Source organism: Cryobacterium luteum (genome assembly GCF_900110125.1).
GTDB lineage: Bacteria > Actinomycetota > Actinomycetes > Actinomycetales > Microbacteriaceae > Cryobacterium > Cryobacterium luteum.
In genome coordinates, this window is record NZ_FOCN01000006.1 from 34,611 (window position 1) to 50,382 (window position 15,772).

Sequence of the window (15,772 nt, forward strand, 5' to 3'; positions counted from 1 at the left end):
AGAGTCGTAGGCTGGAGGCATAGCCATCAAGTCTGAGACGGGTGCCATGAGGGTCATAAGTTACAACCTCCGCAAGAATCGTGCCAGCGGCGAACTCGTCGCCCTGGCCGAGCGTTACACTCCCAACATCCTGTGCCTGCAGGAATGCAACACCGTCGACCTGCCGGCCGAGGTCGGCAACCTGCACCTGGCCGATGCCACCCGGCGAAACCGGCTCGGCCTCGCCATCTACTACAACAAGGACCGCTACACCGCGATCAAGACCCAGACCTTCGCTCTCAAAAAGTCCCTGCACGATCGTCTCGCCGCCCCCGCCCACGAGCGACTGATCGCCACCCGCCTCATCGACAATGTCGCGCAACGGGAGCTCGTCGTCGCTTCCTTTCACGCCGCGCCGCTGACCGCCCTCAACTCCCTGCGCCGAAACCAAATCCGCACCGCCCACGAAGAGCTGAGCCTGCTGGGACCGGGCCTGCCCACCCTCATGGTCGGCGACTACAACTACCCCATCTTTCAGGGCAAGCTCGGCAACAAGGTAAATCAGTCCGGCTACGACCTCACGCTCAGCGACACGCGCACCTACACCCGCTACAAGTTCTTTCGCGGGCACTTCGACCTTGCGACCTCGATGGGGCTAGCCATCACCAACGTCGAAACCCTGCCGCAGGGTACCTCCGACCACATGCCCATTCTCGTGACGGCCACCTACCCCGACGAGCAAATGATGCAAACGGATGCCGCGCACCACCTTTCACATCCCGCCGAGTCGGTGTCGGTCGAGGGCGTTGACTTCAGCATCTGAAGCCCGTCTGAATCGCGCGAGGAACCGAGCTGATGATCGTGGATTGGCCGAAAAGCTAAGGAACGGTCATCGCCACCACCCAAATGAACGTAACGTTGATAGGCGGTATGCACGTTCGGCTTTTCCGGGTGACGCGAGCCGCAAAACGAAAGGTTTTCCCTCTTGGACGACGAATGCATCCACGGACTCGAGGGCCAATTGTGCGCCCTGTGCTATCCCAAAGTTGTGACTGAGCCGGCGACGCCGGTGAAGAAGACCCGCGCCCCGAAGTTGTCCTCCCTGCGCGACCCGTTGCCGACCGCTGCCACGCCGGCCGCCCGCGCAGCTCGCCCGGTTCGCGTCGCCGGCGCCCCCCGCCCCGTACGTGCCGAGAAAGCGTCGACGGACAACGTCGACGAGCAGCGCGTGTATCACCTCACCCACATCAGCAACCTCGCCTCGATTCTTCACGACGGCCACCTGTCGGCCAACGCGGCACTCACCACCCGCCCGGCAGTGGACATCTCGGCGGCAGCGACGCGCGAAACCCGTCGGGGCGCCCGTGTCACCGGCGCTGATCGCAGCGTCGCCGAGTACGTGCCGTTCTTTCTTTCGCCGAATGCGAGCGTGTGGGAAAACATTCGCGCTGAGCAGGCAGACCCGCGCCTCGCCCTCGACAGCCACGGCTCGGAAGCCTTCGACTTCGTCATGCTCGTGAGCACGGTCAAAACGATCAACGACGGGCTCGCCGCCCGCGCCGCGGCGCCCACTGACGCCGACGATGATGATGAGGCCCCCCACATTCCCAGCCTGGTCGCCGTCACCAACGGTGACGCTGCCGCACCGCTCACCCGTTTCGGTGCCACACCCGCGACCGCCGAGCGCATGCTGCAGACCCTGCGCGCCGAGACCGACGGCACCATGCTTCTCGAAGCCGAGCTGCTCGTGCCCGACGCGGTGCCGATGGAACTGATCACGCTCATCGGCGTCTGCAATGACAATGTGCGCGCGACCGTGCGCGGCATCCTGAAGGCCAGCGCGTTCAAGCCCAAGGTTGCGGTCTACCCGCCGTGGTTCCACACCGCCGCTGACCCCCAGTAGCAATACTTTCCGGGCCCGGGCCCGGAAACTGAGCCCATGATCAAGCATGGGCCCAGTTCCCCACGGTGGGCCCAGACGGCGGAGGCGCGTACTAGACGACGTCGAGGGGGAGATGCTCGCCGACGGGCAGCTCCACCCGAATACCGTCGCCCGGATTCACGATTCCGCCGGTCATCACGACGCCCATGATGCCGCCGCGGCGCGCAACGGTACCGCTGGCATCCGTTCTGATGAGCTGTTTCATCAGGCCTTTTTGAAAGCCGTTGATGAGTGAACACGGACTGCGCATGCCGGTGATCGAGACGACGGCCTCAGCGCCGAGGTGCAGGCGGGTGCCGAGCGGCAGCAGCATCAGGTTGATTCCGCGTGTCGTGAGGTTCTCGCCGAGTTCTCCCGGCGCCACGACGTAGCCGGTGGGCACAAGGTCATCGAACAGCTCGGCGGCCATGAAATGCACCTGGCAGAGATTCGGCGCCGCAGGATTGCGCTTCTTCGCGTACCGGTGCTGCACCGTTGCGCCGGCGTGCGAGTCGCCCTCGACGCCGATTCCGGCCAGCAAGCGGATGCTGCTCACCACCGGCTTGCTGAACCGGTGCGCGTCGTCGCGGCTGACGGAAATCACCGTGCCGGCAGGCCTGTCGAGTGTCATGCCAACGATTCTGTCACAGCGCACGCACGTTCGAACGGATGCCCACAACACCCGAAAATGCAGGCGTTACCGTGTTTGCGTCGAGCGGTTGACGCGCTGGCATGCGGGGCATACATTTCATCAGTGGAAAGGTTGCCGATGACCAATGTTGCCCCTGACAGTCCCGCCCAGAACGACGACACCCGGGAGGCACCCGTGCCCTACCCGGGCGACGAACCGGCACCGCACATCAGTCGGCCCTACCGAGCCCTGGAACGGGAGCTGGAACGAGCCGTGCGTGACCGCGCGGAGATCAACCTGCGCGTCACCGCGGCGGTCAACGCGATGCGGGAGGGCGGTTCCTCCTGGGCCGTTATTGCACGCATCCTCGGTACCGCTCCGCAGACCGCGCACAAGAAATACAGCAAGCCGCGCCCTCCGCACGAGGACTGAACGACGGCAGTCACCCCCGGGGCGGCCCGGCTGCCGGGGGCCGCACTTCGGGCCTGCGGCCCTCGGTCGGGGTGATGGCATTGTGGCCCAGATCCAGGTGCGGTGATATGGTCTCGAGGCAAATTCTCCTCAATGAAAGGACCCCATGCACGCCTCCGAAACACTCAGCAACAACCTGCAGGCCGTTCTGGTCGACCTGATCGAGCTGCACGTGCAGGGCAAACAGGCGCACTGGAGCGTCGTCGGCAAGAACTTTCGTGACCTGCACCTGCAACTCGACGAGATCATTCTCGATGCCCGCGAATTCTCCGACGAAGTGGCCGAGCGGATGCGCGCCCTGGACGCCATGCCCGATGGCCGCAGCGAGACGGTCACCAAAACCACCAGCCTGCCGAAATTTCCCGACGGCGAGGTCGACACCGCGGAGACGGTGACCCTCATCACCGAACGGCTCGACGCGACCGTCGACACCATGCGCAAGGTGCACGATGCGGTCGACGAGGAAGACCCCACGAGCGCCGACATCCTGCACGCCTTCATCGAAAAGCTCGAGCAGTATTCCTGGATGGTCAGCGCGGAGAACCGCAAACCGCGCAAGCGCTCAGCGGCCAAGTCCAAGTCCTGACGCACGCTAGCCGCGACGGGGCATCATGAGGGTTGAATCGAACGTGCGGCCAAGCGGGCTTCGCAGCGACCTCGCCGATTCCGCCGGCGCGGTCAACGGTGACGCGCGGCGAGCGCTGGTGCTCGCGAGCGGTCTGGCATCCATCCCCTATGCGGGGGAGGGGTGCACGGCACAGCTCTTCGACACCCTGTCGACGCTTGCTGCGGCCGACCTCACCGCGGCCCGGGTCGCCGAGGCTCACCTGGACGCCCTCGCGATACTGCACCAGGCTGGTCGCCCGGCCCGGCCCGACCAGACCTGGGGTGTGTTCGCGGCTGAAGGCCCGGGAACAGCGCTCACGGCCACCCGAACCGGCGACCGGTGGCGGCTCGATGGCACCAAGCTGTGGTGTTCGCTGGCCGGTTTGCTCAGTCACGCGCTCGTGACGGCACACGTGGTGGGTGCGGCCGGTGACCGGGGACGTCGTCTCTTCGCGGTCGACCTGCGCCACCCCGGGGTGACCGCGCACGACGACGTCTGGGTGGCCCGCGGGCTGTCCGAGGTGACGAGTGGCCCGGTGGACTTTGTCGCCGTCACCGCCGATGCGGTCGGTGACCAAGGATGGTACCTGCGTCGACCCGGGTTCGCCTGGGGCGGCATCGGCGTGGCTGCTGTTTGGTGGGGTGGCGCCGTGGGCGTTGCCCGCACCCTGTACGCCGCTGCCGAGCGCCGCCCTCCCGACCAGATTGGCCTCGCCCACCTCGGCGCGGTTGACCTCGCGGTGACGGGGTCAAGACTCGCGATCGCCGCGGCGGCGGCAGCCATTGACGCCGGTGAGGCAGACGGTTCGGCGGGTTCCCTGCTCGCCGCGCGTGTGCGCGGAATCGTCGCTCGCAGCGTCGACGAGGTCATATTCCATGTCGGGCATGCGCTCGGGCCGGCCCCGCTCGCGCTCGACGCACGGCACGCCCAACGGGTGGCCGACCTGCAACTGTATGTGCGCCAACACCACGCCGAGCGCGACGATGCTGCGCTCGGCGAGATGCTCGTGACGAGGGGGAGTGCACCGTGGTGACATTCAGTCATTCCGACAACGGAACGCCCGAGAAGGTCTGGGAAGCCGCCCACTGGCCCGATCGGTTCAGCTCGCTCGGCCTCGACGCCCTGGAGCGTCTGGTCGTGGTGTCGGCCCATCCCGACGACGAGAGCCTCGGCGTCGGCGGCCTCATCACCCATGTGGCCGGGCTCGGGCTGCCGATCGTCGTCATCGTGCTCAGCAACGGCGAAGCATCGCACCCGCAGTCCACCACCCACGACCCGGCAAGACTTGCACAGATTCGCCGTCTCGAAGTGACGGATGCTCTCGCTCACCTCGCCCCCGACGCGGAGATTCATCTGCTGGAACTTCCCGACGGCAAGCTGGCGGAGCACGTGGACCTGGCCGCGGGAGCGATCGCGGAAGCGATCGGCGATGCGGGTGATACGACCTGGGTTGTGGCACCGTGGCGAGCCGATCGGCATCCGGATCATGCTGCGGCCAGTGCGGCCGCCGAGCGGGCGGCCCGGGAACGCCGGGCGCGCCTGTTCGAGTATCCCATCTGGGCCTGGCACTGGTCGACCCCGGAAGACGTGGTCTGGTCCGGCGAATCTGTGCGCTTGTTCGACCTGCTTCCGGCCGAACGCAAGGCCAAGGCTCGAGCTTTGGCCCTGCATCGCAGCCAGGTGGGGTCGCTGTCGGATTCCCCCGGCGATGAAGCCATCGTGCCGGCCGAATTTCGGGCGCACTTCGCGCGGGACTACGAGACCTTGCTCGACATGACGGTGCGGGCGGCGCCGGATCCCGTTCCGCCTGCACCTCGCGCTCGGCGATCCTCGACGAGCGAAGCTTCGGTGCGGGCCGACCCGAATGAGACCCTCACCGCCGGGTACTTCGATGCGGTCTACGCATCGGGGCCCGACCCGTGGGGGTTTGAATCCCGCTGGTACGAGAAACGCAAACGCGCCGCGTTGATTGCAGCCCTGCCCCGGCAGCGGTTCTCGGCCGCACTCGAACTGGGCTGCTCAACCGGGGTACTGACCGCCGAACTGGCCGACCGCTGTGACACCCTGCTGTGTATCGACCTGGTCGAACGGCCGCTCGTCCTGGCCCGCGAACGGTTGGCCGGCCGATCGGGGGTCACCTTCGAGCGGCGCACCGTGCCGGGGGAATGGCCGGACGGATCCTTTGACCTGATCGTGCTGTCGGAAGTGGGATATTACTGCTCGGTGGCTGATCTGCGCCGCCTGCTCGAACGGTGCCGAGCCAGCCTCGCTCCGAATGGAGCGCTCGTAGCCTGTCACTGGCGGCATCCGGTCGCCGAGTATCCGATCACCGGTGATGCCGTGCACACCCAGCTCACCCACGTGGTGGGACTGCAACGCACCGTGCACCACCTGGAGCGGGACTTCGTGCTCGAGGTGTACGAGCCGCGGCCCGCCCAGTCCGTGGCGCAGCGCGACGGGCTGGTTCCGTGATCGGCGACGTGCCTGATGTTTCCGTGCCGATTGAATACGTGGCCGTCGTTGTTCCCGTGCGCGATGAGGAGGTGCTGCTGCCCCGCTGCCTGACCGCGCTCACCGCGGCGATTGGCACGCTGCGCGCCGTTCCCGAACCGGACCGCCCGCGAGTGATCGTGCTCCTGGTGTTTGATCGATGCACTGACCGGTCAGCGCGGGTGGCCGCAGACTGGACTGACTTCAGGCACCACGAGATCGACGCTGGAGCGGCGGGCGTGGCTCGCCGCGACGGCATTCGACACACCCTGGAACCCCTGCTGCCGGAGCGCACCGCCGCCGCGGCATCCGCTGCCCGCATCTGGATCGCGACGACCGATGCGGACTCGGCGGTGCCGCCGAACTGGCTCGTGACCCAGCTGGCGTTGGCCCGCAACGGCGCCGAGCTCGTGCTCGGAACGGTGCGACCCGACGACGACCTGGCCGCCCACGAACTACTGCGCTGGGAGGCGCTGCACACGATCGGTGAGGGGCATCCGCACATTCACGGCGCCAATCTGGGGGTGCGAGCCGACCGCTACCTCGCGGCGGGCGAGTTCGCGCCGGTGGACCGCGATGAGGACGTGCTGCTGGTGGCTGCCCTGCGCCGCCTCGGGGTCACCGAGGCGCGCACGGCGCTGATCCCGGTGCTGACCTCCGGCCGCCGGGTGGGGCGCGCCCCGGCCGGATTCGCCGGCTACCTGCGCGACCATGTCGACATCGAAGCGAAGAATGGCATCATGATCAGATGACATATCTCCCGAACGAATCCCGCTACGAGCGGATGCCGTACCGTCGCGCCGGGCGCAGCGGCCTCAAACTCCCGGCCATCTCGCTCGGCCTGTGGCAGAACTTCGGCGACGACAAGCCGCTCGCAACGCAGCGAGCCATTCTGCGCCGCGCTTTCGACCTCGGCATCACGCACTTCGACCTGGCCAACAACTACGGGCCTCCCTACGGCTCCGCCGAGACGAACTTCGGCCAGCTGTTCCGCGAAGATTTTCGGGCCCACCGCGACGAACTTGTGCTCTCGACCAAGGCCGGCTACGACATGTGGCCGGGCCCGTACGGCAATTTCGGCAGCCGCAAGTACCTGCTGTCGAGCCTCGACCAATCCCTCAGCCGCATGGGAGTCGACTACGTTGACATCTTCTACTCCCACCGCGCCGACCCCGACACGCCACTCGAAGAAACCATGGGTGCACTGCACACCGCCGTCGCGAGCGGCCGAGCCCTCTACGCCGGCATCTCCTCGTACTCGCCCGAACGCACCCGTGCAGCTGCGGCGATCCTGGCCGACCTCGGTACGCCGCTGCTCATTCACCAGCCCTCGTACTCGATGTTCAACCGTTGGGTCGAAGACGATCTGCTCGACACTCTCGAAGACATCGGTGCCGGTTGCATCGCGTTCTCGCCGCTGGCCCAGGGATTGCTGACCGACCGTTACCTCGGCGGGATCCCGGCCGATTCCCGGGTGGCCCGCGACGGTTCGGCGAACAAGTCCATGGTGAGCGCGGAGGTGCTGAGCGATATTCGGGCGTTGACCGAGATCGCCTCAGAACGCGGTCAGTCTCTCGCCCAACTCGCCCTGGCCTGGGTTCTGCGCAATGCCGAGGTGACCAGCGCCCTGATCGGGGCGTCGTCGGTGCAGCAGCTCGAAACGAACGTCGGCGCGTTGCAGAACCTCGAGTTCACCGCCGAGGAGCTGACCGCCATCGATGAGCACGCCGTCGACGGCGGCATCAACCTGTGGGCGGCGTCGAGCGCCGTCTAGCTCGCTGCATCACGGCTCGAGCAGGCCGCGAATGTCGTCGGCGGTGAGCGCGGTGGAGAACATGGCGTCATCGTCGAGCACCGCGTCGAACAGCTGCGACTTCTGTTTCTGCAGCGCCACAACCTTTTCCTCGATGGTGCCGGTGGCGACCAGCCGGTAGACCATCACGTTGCGGGTCTGCCCGATGCGGTGCGTGCGGTCGATGGCCTGCGCCTCGGTCTGCGGGTTCCACCACGGGTCCAGCAGAAAAACGTAGTCCGCTTCGGTCAGGTTGAGGCCGAAACCGCCGGCCTTCAGGCTGATCAGAAAGACCGGGGCTGCTCCGCTCTTGAAACGGTCGATCACCTCGCTGCGCCGTAGGGTCGACCCGTCAAGGTAGCAATACGGAACGCCCTGAGCCTCGAGCCGAGCGGCAGCGAGCTTCAGAAACGAGGTGAACTGACTGAAAATCAGCGCTTTATGGCCTTCGGCGATGACATCGTCGAGCTGCTCGAACAGGGCGTCGAGCTTGCTGGAGCGCACGCCGGCATACTTCGGGTCGACGAGGGAGGCGTCGAGGCTCAGCAACCGCAGCAGGGTGAGCGAGCGAAAAATGATGAACCGGTTCTTGTCGAGCTCCTCGATCAGTCCGTAGAGCTTCTGCCGTTCCCGCTGCAGGAACGTATCGTAGAGCTTCTGGTGCGCCGGGTTCAGCGCGATCTGCAGCTCCTGCTCCTGTTTCGGTGGCAGGTCCCGAGCGACGACCTCTTTGGTGCGGCGCAAAATCAGCGGGCGGATGCGCCGGCGCAGCTTCGCCAGGCGCTCCGGACCGGATCCGATCGTCACTGGCCCACGCGTCATCGGCCGCACGTAGTCCTCGGTGAACGTGCGGGCAGACGCGAACAGCCCCGGTGCCACGATGCTGAACAGCGACCACAGGTCCATCAGGTTGTTCTCCAGCGGGGTGCCCGTGATCGCCAGTTTGAACGGCGTGTCGAGCTCTTTGGCACAGGCGTAGGCCCGGCTGGTGCGATTCTTCACGAACTGTGCTTCGTCGAGAATGAGGCCGGCCCAGGTCACCGACGAGTAGGCGTCGAAGTCGAGACGGAACAGTGCGTAGGAGGTGACCAGCACGTCGACGCCGGTGGCGGAATCCGCTATGCGGGTGCGGCTTTTCGCTTCGGTCGCCGTGAGCGTACGCACCCGCAGCCCGGGCGTGAAGCGGGTCGCCTCGTTCAACCAGTTCGTCACGACGGAGGTCGGCGCCACGACCAGAAACGGCCTTGTGGAGCGCGCGTGCACCAGCAGCGCCAGGGTCTGCAGCGTTTTGCCGAGGCCCATGTCGTCGGCGAGCACCCCGCCGAGCTGGTGCTGCCAGAGGAAGGCGAGCCAGGCGAAGCCCTCCTGCTGGTACGGGCGGAGGGTTGCCTGCACCGTGGTGGGCAGTGGGGTCGGGTCGATTTCGGCGAGATCTTTCAGGCCGGCGGCGGCTGCCCGCCAGGACACGGCCGGCACGGACTCGTCGGCGAGGTCCTCGAAGTCGCTCCACAGGCTGGCCTGGTAACGGCTGATGCGCAGGCCGGTCTCCCATTCCGGCAGCGCACGGGCCTCAGCGATGAGGTCGTGCAGCTTCTCGAACTCGGGGCTCTGCAGCGACAGATAGCTGTTGTCGATCAACTTCAGCCGGGTCTGGCCCTTGGCGAGGGCCTTGAACAGCGGGCCGAACGGCACGGTGATCGCGCCCACGGTCACGATCACGCCGAGGTCGAACCAGTCCCGCTGGTCGGTTTCCACGGTCGTGATCACCAGGTGGGGAGTTTCGGTGCGTTCGAAGTCGTCGGGGAGCACCTCGGGAAACCGCACCGATGAATTCGTGCTGGTGACCAGGACGCGGCGCTGCAGGGCCGGGTAGACCGTGCCGAAAAAATCCGCCGTGTCCTGGGCCGGAACCGTTGCGGCCTCGATCTGTGCGAGCAGATGGCGCTGGTCGCGGTTCAGCGGGCCGGCACTCGGCGCGAGGGTGAACACGGTCGGGGCGCCGAAGCGCACGCTGTAGACGCCGTGGCCGGCGATCATCCCGGCGGCGTCGAGCGGATGCGGGGCGCCGTCGATGTGCAGGCGGGCCTGCAGCCGGAGCGGGCCGGCATCCGTTTGAGAAGCGTCGAGGCTGATTTCGGCGAGCGAGGCGACCCGCACAGCGACGTCCTTCCTGCTGCCGACCAGGCCGATGCCGAGCTGTTCGGCCTCCCGCAACAGCGGCCAGAGCAACGGACTGGTGTAGTTGTCGAGGTAGATCCAGTCGGTTTCCTGGCTCGTGTAGACCTCGCGCACGGCCTTGTGCAGGGCCGCGAACTGGGAGATCCAGCGGTGATGTTCGGGGTCGAGGTTGAACCGGTTCAGCTGAAAGGTGAGGTGGCTCCAGGTGACGTTGCTGCGCACCCAGTTGCCGTTGGCGTTCTGGATGACCGGTCGCACGCCGAGCCGGTAGTCGCCGTGCCCGGCCGTGAGCGCCTTCACCGCCTTGGCGGTCGGCCCCCGCCATCGGTCGTTGGTGCGCGGAGTCTGCTCACGCAGCTCGAACTGCAGCCCCATTGGCACCTTCGGCCCGGTGGGCAGGAGGCGTGGCTGTCCGAAATTACCCATCCGCAGGCCAGCGGATGCCGGCTGCTCCGGCGAAAGCACCAGCCGCTTCCAGGCGGCTGAGCCCGGCGAATCCGACACGGCGGTTAGCTGTCTTCAGGGGTGAAACCGGCCGGGTTCAGGCCGGCCGCGTCAAGAACCCAGGCGTAGTTGAACGCACGCTCATGCCAGGCACTGTATCGACCGGAGACACCGCCGTGGCCAGCCGACATTTCGGTCTTGAGCAGGGCATCCGCTCCCACTTCGCGCAGCTTGGCCACCCATTTGGCCGGCTCGACGTACAGCACGCGGGTATCGTTCAGGCTGGTCACGGCCAGAATCGACGGATAGTCGACGGCGCGCACGTTCTCGACGGGGGAGTACGACTTCATGTAGGCGTAGACCTCGGCGTCGTGCAGCGGGTCGCCCCATTCGTCCCACTCGATCACGGTCAGCGGCAGGGACGGGTCGAGAATGGAGGTGAGCGCGTCGACGAACGGAACCTCGGCGAGGATGCCGGAAAACAGTTCGGGCGCGAGGTTGGCGACGGCGCCCATGAGCAGTCCGCCGGCGCTGCCGCCCTCGGCAACGAGCTGGGACGGGGTGGTGAAGCCCGCGTCGATGAGGTGCCGGGCGCAGCTGACGAAGTCGGTGAAGGTGTTGCGCTTGGTGGTGGTCTTGCCGTTTTCATACCACGTGCGGCCGAGTTCGCCGCCGCCGCGCACGTGCGCGATGGCGAAGATCATGCCGCGGTCGAGCAGGCTGAGCCTGGCGATGCCGAACCCGGGGTCGATGCTGTGCTCGTAGGAGCCGTAGCCGTAGAGCAGGGTCGGTGCCGGCGTGCCTGGTGTGACGAGGTCGCGGCGGTAGACCAGGGAGATGGGCACGCGGGTGCCGTCGTCGGCGGTGGCCCATTCGCGGCGCTGTTCATAGAGCGCGGGGTCGTAGCCGCCGAGTACGGGCTGCTGCTTGAGCAGGCGTCGTTCGCCGGTTGCCACGACGAGGTCGTAGACGGTCGACGGGGTGACGAAGCTCGTGAAGCCGAAGCGCAGGGTCGGTTGCGTCCATTCCGGGTTGCCGGCCGATCCGACGGCGAACAGCGGCTCGTCGAAGTCGAGCTCGGTCAGTCCGCTCGCGTCGTGCCGGTCGATGGCCAGGCGGGTCAGGCCCTCCCGCCGGTATTCCACGACGAGAAAGTCGGCGAAAGCGTCGACGCTCTCGAGGCGGATCTTCGGGTCGTGCGGCAGCAGCATCCGCTTCTCGCCCTGCGGGTCGTGTGCGGCGACGCTGACCAGCTCGAAGTTGACCGCGCTGCCGCCGTTGTGCACGATCAGCAGGCGGTCGTCTTCGGCGATGACGGCGTGCTCGACGTCGTATTCCACGTTGTCCTGGCGCGGCCAGACCACGGAGAAGTCACCGGTGGGATCACTCGCGTCGAGCACCCAGGATTCGGTGGTGACGCTCGAGCCGGCTTCGATCATGAGGAATTTGCGGCTGCGGGTGATGCCGACGCCGACCCAGAACCGCTCGTCGGGCTCGTGAAATAGGCTGACGTCGGCCGCTCTGGCCGAACCGATCTCGTGCCGCCACACGGTGTCGGGGCGCCAGGCGTCGTCGACGGTGGTGTAGAAGAGGTAGCGTCCGCTCGGGTCGAACAGGGCGCCGGCGCTCGTGTTCGGGATGGCGTCGGGCAGGTTCTCCCCGGTCGCAATGGTGCGCACTCGGATCGTGTAGCGTTCGTCGCCTTCAACGTCGACGGCGTAGAGCAGCTGGGTGCCGTCGTCGCTGAGGTCGAAGCTGCCGAGCGAGAAGAAGTCGTGGCCTTCGGCTTCAGCGTTATCGTCGAGCAGAATCTGTTCGCCCGACACGCTCTGTTCCGTGCCGAGCAGGGGGGCGGTCCAGTCGTCGGGGCCGGCAATGGGTGCCCGACAGTGGATGCCGTATTCCTGGCCCTCGACGGTGCGGGTGTAATACCAGAACGCACCGCGACGCACCGGAACGCTCAGGTCGGTTTCCTGGGTGCGGTTCTTGATCTCGGTGAAGATCTGCGTGCGCAGGTTCTCCTGGTTCGCGGTGCGGGCCTGGGTGTAGCTGTTCTCGGCCTCGAGATGGGCGATGACCTCGGGGTTGTCCTTGTCGCGTAGCCACTCATAGTCGTCGATGTAGACGTCGTTGTGATGCTCGCGACGGTGCGGCTTCTTCGCGGCCAGGGGCGCGGCGAGCGAACGTGTGATCGGGCCAGAGGTCATCCCCCCAGCGTAGTTTGTGCGCGGCTCAGACCGCTGCCCGGATGTGGGCGACCGCGACCCGGCCTGCACCGGTCAGCGTCGCGGCGAGGTTCGCCTCGAGCCGAACCGCATCGAATTGGTCTAACTCCTCAGCGTCCAGAGAAAAATGGCCTGCCACGATCAGCACGATGATGATCTCCCCGGCCTCGGCCGCGATCGACCAGCTGCCCGTCACCCCGTGCGTTTTCAGGCTGCCGATGCATCGACCGCGCCGGGTCATCAGGTTCAGGTTGCGCGTCGGTCGCGTGACGTTGGCCGAGGCCACCGCGTTCTCGCCGGCAAAGCTGTGGGATTCGAATTCGCCGAGGGGCACGAGTCGCCCCTGATCGACCAGGTCGAGCCCCTGTTCCGACAGCGCCAGGAGGCAGCGGTCCACACCGGAAAAGGTCGAGAATGGTGCCGCGGAATCGACGGTCGCGATGCTCAGCCGCCAGTCGAACTCGCCCCCCGCCGCGGACACCAGAATCTCGCTGGTCACCCCCGCGCCGTTGCGCCAGGGCACGTCGACCCGATCGGCCGCCCGCAATATTTCACCGCTCAACGCGCACACCCGTGCGCCAGACGGCTCCGGTCAGGGGCACTCCGGGGCGGTAGGCGAGGTGCGAAATGGACGGAGCGTTCAGAACCTGCAGGTCGGCCCGGCCGCCGACCTGCAACGAGCCGATGGCATCCGCTCCCTGGTCGCGGCCAAGCGACCTGGCCGCACCGCGCGTCGCCGCCCAAACCGCCTCACTCACGGTCAGGCCCATCTGAAGCACGGCGGTCGCCACGCAAAACGGCATCGACGTCGTGTATGAGGTTCCCGGGTTGCAGTTGGTCGCCAGAGCGATGGTCACCCCGGCGTCGAGCAACTGTCGGGCCGGAGCAAACGGCTGCCGGGTCGACAGGTCGCAGGCCGGCAGCAGCGTAGCCACCGTCGTTCCGGCGGCCAGCGCGTCGATGTCGGCCGGCTCCAGGTAGTTGCAATGGTCGACGCTCGCAGCGCCCAACTCGGCGGCGAGTTGCACGCCGCCGCTGAAGCCCAGCTGGTTTCCGTGCACGCGCACTCCCAAGCCGGCGGCGCGACCGGCCAACAGCACCTCCCGGGTTTCTTCCACGTCGAACGCGCCCCGTTCGCAGAACGCGTCGATGAACTGCACGTAGGGCCGCACGGCGGCCAGCATCGGCCCGGTGACGAGGTCGAGGTAGTCGCGACGATCGAGGCCGACTGGCACGATATGGGCGCCGAGAAAGGTCACCACGTCGGCCACCCGGGCAGCAGCGCGCGCCGACCGTGTTTCGCTGGCGACGTCGAGCCCGTAGCCTGTCTTGGTTTCGAGAAAGGTGGTGCCCTGTTCTTCGGCCTCGTGCCGCAGACGCCGTGCCGTAGCCACGAGCTGGTCCTCCGTCGCGGCCCGCGTGGCGTCGACGGTCGTAGTGATGCCGCCCGCGGCATAGGCCTGCCCATTCATGCGCGCTTCGAACTCCGCCGAACGATCCCCGCCGAACACGAGATGGGTGTGCGGGTCCACCCAGCCGGGCAGAACGGCGCGACCGTCGACATCCGTTCGTTTATCGGCTGCGGGTGCCTTCGCGGCGCGGCCGATCCAGAGGATGCGGCCTGCTCCGATCACGAGGGCGGCGTCGTGGCGGCGCTCACCGGAGTCATCGTGCGTGGTCAATTCGCCGATACCCGTGATCAATTCGGTCATCTGCCGAGCCTAGCGAGCGCCTCGGTCAGCAGCGTCGCCGGTCGTTCGCCGCCGACCAGCCGGCCGCACTCGGCGACCAGTCGCCCGCCCACGAAAACGCGCAGCACATCGGAGGCCGTCGCGGTCAGCGGCAGCTGCCCGACGGCCGACCCGACCGTGCGCACGCCGGTCGTGCCGATCTCGACCAGGTCGCACGGGTCGCCCGGTTGCAGTCGGTGGCGTCCCAGCCCGAGGGAGGAATAGCCGGCGGTTGACGCGGCGGCCAGGAGCGCGGCGGGGGCGAAGCGTCCGCGTTGCCGGGAAACGAGCCGTTCGCCCATTTCGAGGCCGCGCATCTCCAGGAACGGGTCGATGACGGCGTTCTGGTCGGAGCCGAGCGCAATCGGGCAGCCTGTTTCGGCCAGGGCGAACGCCGGCCCGATGCCGTCGCCGAGGTCGGCTTCGGTGGTGGGGCACATCACGACGGTTGCCCTGGAAACGCCGAGCAGCGCGCGGTCCGCGTCGCTGAGATGCGTCGCGTGCACGACGCTCAGTCGTGGCGCGAGGGCACCGAGCGAATCGAGCAGCCCGGTGGGGGTGAGGCCGTAGGCCGCAAGGCAGTCGACGTTCTCCTGTGGTTGCTCGGAGAGGTGAATGTGCAGGGCAGCCTGCGGCGGCAGCCCGCCGAGCACCTCTCGCATCGCGTCGGGTGTGACGGCGCGCACCGAGTGCAGGGCAGCCCCGAGCGTCACCAGGTCGTCGCCGTCGAGCTCGGCGCGCAGCGACCGCCACCTCGCCAGCCAGGCCGCGGCACTTTCGTCGCCGAACGCGCGCTGCTCCGCCGCCAGCTCCCGCCCGATTCCGCCCTGCAAATAGACCGTGTCGAGCAGCACCAAACGAATGCCGACGGCCCGCGCTGCCGCAGCAAGCGCCTGTTCCATGGCGTGCGGGGGGTCGTAGGGCGTGCCGTCAGGGCGGTGATGCACATAGTGGAATTCGCCGACGGCCGTATATCCGCTGGCGAGCATCTCGGCGAACACCGCCGTAGCCAGCGCCTGATACTTCAGGGGGTCGAGCTGGGCGGCGACCCGGTACATCCGCTCGCGCCACCGCCAGAAATCACCGCCCTCCCCGTGGGTCTGGCCGCGTAACGCCCGATGAAAAGCGTGCGAGTGGGCATTGCCGAACCCTGGCATGACCGTTCCCAAACGGATGTCCGCAGCCTCCGCAGCCACCCCCGGCTGAACCCGCGCGAGCCGACCAGTCGGGTCGACCTCGAGCCGCACCCCCGCGACGGCGATCCCGTCGATCAACAGGGATTCGCACCAAAAACCCGTCGACAC

14 protein-coding genes are annotated in these 15,772 nt (G+C 67.2%); 8 read left to right on the forward strand and 6 right to left on the reverse strand.

What is annotated here, in order from left to right:
* Positions 1-46: 46 nt before the first annotated feature.
* Positions 47-802, forward strand: a complete 756-nt coding sequence (locus tag BMW72_RS08125) for an endonuclease/exonuclease/phosphatase family protein (RefSeq protein WP_092109267.1) — start codon at positions 47-49, stop codon at positions 800-802.
* Between the two features lie 225 nt (positions 803-1,027).
* Complete coding sequence (locus BMW72_RS08130) at positions 1,028-1,882, forward strand: DarT ssDNA thymidine ADP-ribosyltransferase family protein (RefSeq protein ID WP_166787676.1); 855 nt, start codon at positions 1,028-1,030, stop codon at positions 1,880-1,882.
* 91 nt (positions 1,883-1,973) lie between these two features.
* Here BMW72_RS08130 and BMW72_RS08135 read toward each other — a convergent pair whose 3' ends face one another.
* The gene (locus BMW72_RS08135; RefSeq protein ID WP_092109273.1) at positions 1,974-2,531 is read right to left on the reverse strand and encodes an MOSC domain-containing protein; all 558 of its coding nucleotides are present in this window, start codon (positions 2,529-2,531) and stop codon (positions 1,974-1,976) included.
* 138 nt (positions 2,532-2,669) lie between these two features.
* Between BMW72_RS08135 and BMW72_RS08140 the strand changes: the two genes are divergently transcribed.
* From BMW72_RS08140 to mgrA, 6 genes are all read left to right on the forward strand, one after another.
* Positions 2,670-2,963, forward strand: a complete 294-nt coding sequence (locus BMW72_RS08140) for a hypothetical protein (RefSeq protein WP_092109276.1) — start codon at positions 2,670-2,672, stop codon at positions 2,961-2,963.
* 145 nt (positions 2,964-3,108) lie between these two features.
* Positions 3,109-3,588: a Dps family protein gene (locus BMW72_RS08145; RefSeq protein WP_092109279.1), complete on the forward strand. Its 480-nt coding sequence runs from the start codon at positions 3,109-3,111 to the stop codon at positions 3,586-3,588.
* A 25-nt stretch (positions 3,589-3,613) separates the two neighbouring features.
* Positions 3,614-4,642 carry an acyl-CoA dehydrogenase family protein gene (locus BMW72_RS08150; RefSeq protein WP_134450321.1) on the forward strand — a complete coding sequence of 343 codons (1,029 nt, stop codon included), beginning with the start codon at positions 3,614-3,616 and terminating at the stop codon, positions 4,640-4,642.
* A complete protein-coding gene (locus BMW72_RS08155) occupies positions 4,636-6,081 on the forward strand; it encodes a bifunctional PIG-L family deacetylase/class I SAM-dependent methyltransferase (RefSeq protein WP_092109284.1) in 1,446 nt (481 codons plus the stop codon). Before BMW72_RS08150 ends, BMW72_RS08155 begins: the two co-directional genes overlap by 7 nt.
* 8 nt (positions 6,082-6,089) lie before the next feature.
* The gene (locus BMW72_RS08160; RefSeq protein WP_241983813.1) at positions 6,090-6,851 is read left to right on the forward strand and encodes a glycosyltransferase family 2 protein; all 762 of its coding nucleotides are present in this window, start codon (positions 6,090-6,092) and stop codon (positions 6,849-6,851) included.
* Entirely contained in the window at positions 6,848-7,873 is a 1,026-nt protein-coding gene (gene mgrA, locus BMW72_RS08165; protein WP_092109287.1) for an L-glyceraldehyde 3-phosphate reductase, read from the forward strand. The genes BMW72_RS08160 and mgrA overlap by 4 nt, the downstream gene beginning before the upstream one ends.
* A 9-nt stretch (positions 7,874-7,882) precedes the next feature.
* Here the strand turns inward: mgrA and BMW72_RS08170 are convergent, their stop codons facing one another.
* The 5 genes from BMW72_RS08170 to BMW72_RS08190 are packed head-to-tail and all read right to left on the reverse strand — an operon-like array spanning position 7,883 to position 15,772.
* Positions 7,883-10,573: a DEAD/DEAH box helicase gene (locus tag BMW72_RS08170; protein WP_092109290.1), complete on the reverse strand. Its 2,691-nt coding sequence runs from the start codon at positions 10,571-10,573 to the stop codon at positions 7,883-7,885.
* Positions 10,574-10,578: 5 nt separating this feature from the next.
* Positions 10,579-12,720, reverse strand: coding sequence for a S9 family peptidase (locus BMW72_RS08175; protein ID WP_092109293.1), 2,142 nt, complete (start codon positions 12,718-12,720; stop codon positions 10,579-10,581).
* A 25-nt stretch (positions 12,721-12,745) separates the two neighbouring features.
* Entirely contained in the window at positions 12,746-13,300 is a 555-nt protein-coding gene (locus BMW72_RS08180) for a HutD/Ves family protein (RefSeq protein ID WP_166787677.1), read from the reverse strand.
* Positions 13,290-14,450 carry an imidazolonepropionase gene (hutI, locus tag BMW72_RS08185; RefSeq protein ID WP_092109299.1) on the reverse strand — a complete coding sequence of 387 codons (1,161 nt, stop codon included), beginning with the start codon at positions 14,448-14,450 and terminating at the stop codon, positions 13,290-13,292. The genes BMW72_RS08180 and hutI overlap by 11 nt, the downstream gene beginning before the upstream one ends.
* Positions 14,447-15,772, reverse strand: a complete 1,326-nt coding sequence (locus BMW72_RS08190) for a formimidoylglutamate deiminase (protein WP_244151240.1) — start codon at positions 15,770-15,772, stop codon at positions 14,447-14,449. Before BMW72_RS08190 ends, hutI begins: the two co-directional genes overlap by 4 nt.